This window comes from Terrisporobacter muris (genome assembly GCF_024621905.1).
Taxonomy (GTDB): Bacteria; Bacillota; Clostridia; order Peptostreptococcales; family Peptostreptococcaceae; genus Terrisporobacter; species Terrisporobacter muris.
In genome coordinates this window covers 1-2187 of the sequence record NZ_JANKBY010000468.1, presented here as the reverse complement: position 1 = coordinate 2187, position 2187 = coordinate 1, and the positions used below count along the sequence as shown (strand labels likewise).

General features: G+C 28.8%; 2 protein-coding genes. Both read right to left on the bottom strand.

Features of this window, described 5'->3' with window-relative positions:
- Positions 1-122: 122 nt before the first annotated feature.
- The gene (locus NSA58_RS19285) at positions 123-1385 is read right to left on the bottom strand and encodes an ABC transporter permease subunit/CPBP intramembrane protease (protein ID WP_257560874.1); all 1263 of its coding nucleotides are present in this window, start codon (positions 1383-1385) and stop codon (positions 123-125) included.
- Positions 1375-2163, bottom strand: coding sequence for an ABC transporter ATP-binding protein (locus NSA58_RS19280; protein WP_039680896.1), 789 nt, complete (start codon positions 2161-2163; stop codon positions 1375-1377). The genes NSA58_RS19285 and NSA58_RS19280 overlap by 11 nt, the downstream gene beginning before the upstream one ends.
- Between the last annotated feature and the right edge of the window lie 24 nt (positions 2164-2187).

The following is a 2187-nucleotide window of genomic DNA, read 5'->3' as shown; positions in this document are numbered from 1 at the left end:
CCATTTTATTTCTGGTGAGTAGTGTACTCTTGTACTCATAATAAAATAACCTCCTTTAAAATCATACATATAGTATGTTTCAAAAGAGGTTGTTTTATTTATTCCCGTGTAAAGGGTTCACTTCATACACTTGGCATGGTACCTTTTTTTATATCAATTCTTTTTTCTAAGAATGAGAAATTCTTTCCACTTCCAAATAAAATTTCTTCTGAGTTAAACATTTTTGATAATAAAATCACTGCCAAAATTACAAATGCAAAATTTGATATAAATACTAAGGCAATTAAACCCAAGTTAGCTTGAAAACTTAATACACTTTTTATTAATAAAGATATATTCACAACAGGTATTATAGCCGTAGTTCTATCCAAGGTCATGTTGGGTATCATAGATGCATATGAAGGTATTAAAACTAAAAACATAACTGGTGTAATATAGTTTTGCGCATCTTTAAAACTTTTTGCCAAAGAGCATACACACATACTTACAGCTGATACCACCATGGCAAATAAACAAACACAGATCACTGTGATAAACAAAGGTCCTGCCAAGTTTGATATTTTTAAGCTATCAGAAAATAACTGACCTGTTAATTCACCCGTTGTTAAAATATATATTAATGTTAATAATATGGATATAACATTTAAAATAGCAGTTACAATGGCGCAGATGGATACTGCCATATATTTACCCATAACGAGTTCCAAGTTAGTAATAGGTAGTGTAAATAAGGTTTCTAATGTACCTCTTTCTTTTTCTCCTGCCATAGAATCTATTGCTGGATAAATCGCACCTAGAAGCACTCCCATAATTAATATAAATGGAAGTATCTGACCCAGTACAAACCCTGCTAACTCTTCATTTTTAGCCACATCTACAGTTTCATATACCACAGGGTTTAGAGTTTCTTTTACATCTAGATTTGATTGTTCTATTTTATTTTTAATTTTACTATCTTTGTATAATGAAAAAATACTTTCTAGCTTACTATTCACACTAGATGCATTTTCTTTTGATGAATTTATGTATATTTCATAATTTTCTATTTTATTTTTGCCTTTTACACTTATATATGCATCAATGTATCCTTCTTCTAAATCTTCTTTATAATTATTAGTATCTACTATATTAATATGCCCAGTACTTTCATCTGTATAGTTTTCAATTATAGATATCAATTCATTATTTGGACTTTTCTCAAAAGCAATATTAATATCTTCACTTTCAATGCTACTTATAGACATGGTCATAATTTGAGTCATTATTAACATAAGAACAGGGTATAAAATTAAAGGAAGGATAATTCCCATAAATAAAGTTCTCTTATCTCTAAGAATATCTATCATCTCTTTCTTAAAGATAGCTTTTACCATCTTAGTCCTCATTTAAATCCCCCCTCTCACTAGCTAAATTTATAAATATATCTCTAAGACTATTTGTGTTATATCTAGATTTAAGTTCTTCACAACTTCCCTCAGCTATAAATTCACCCTTATGCATCATATAAATTTTGTCACATAAAATTTCTGCTTCTTCCATATAGTGAGTTGAATATAGTACAGTTTTTCCCTCATATTTTTCTCTTTTCATAAAGTCTATAATAGATTTGCTACTAATTACATCTAAACCTAATGTGGGCTCGTCAAAAATATATATACTTGGGTTATGAATAAGACATCTTGCAATTGATGTTCTTTGAGTTTGTCCTGTAGACAAATTTTCTATTCTATTATCAATAAAACTTTCCATATCCATAATTTCAATTATATTTTCTATGGACTTTTCTATTTCTTCCTTTGTCATATCATATAAATTTCCAAAAGTAGTTAATAGCTCTCTTGGAGAAAGTCTATTATATAATTTTGTATTTCCTGATAAATATCCGATTTCCTTTTTAGCTGCATTTTTATCTTCTTCATAATCATAATCCCCTATTTTAATGTGACCAGAAGTTGGAGTTAAGATTCCACCAAGCATCCTAAGTAACGTGGTTTTTCCTGCCCCATTTGGTCCTAGTATCCCTATAATTTGTCCTTTATCCACTTTAAAAGTTAAATTATTTACTGCTAAAAACTCTTCTTTTTTTGTTCTAAATTTCTGTTTCTTACTTTCATCTTTCACTTGTCTAGTAAAAGATTTACATAATTTTTCTACTTCAATCATTAGTAAACCCCTTTTCCTTCTTTT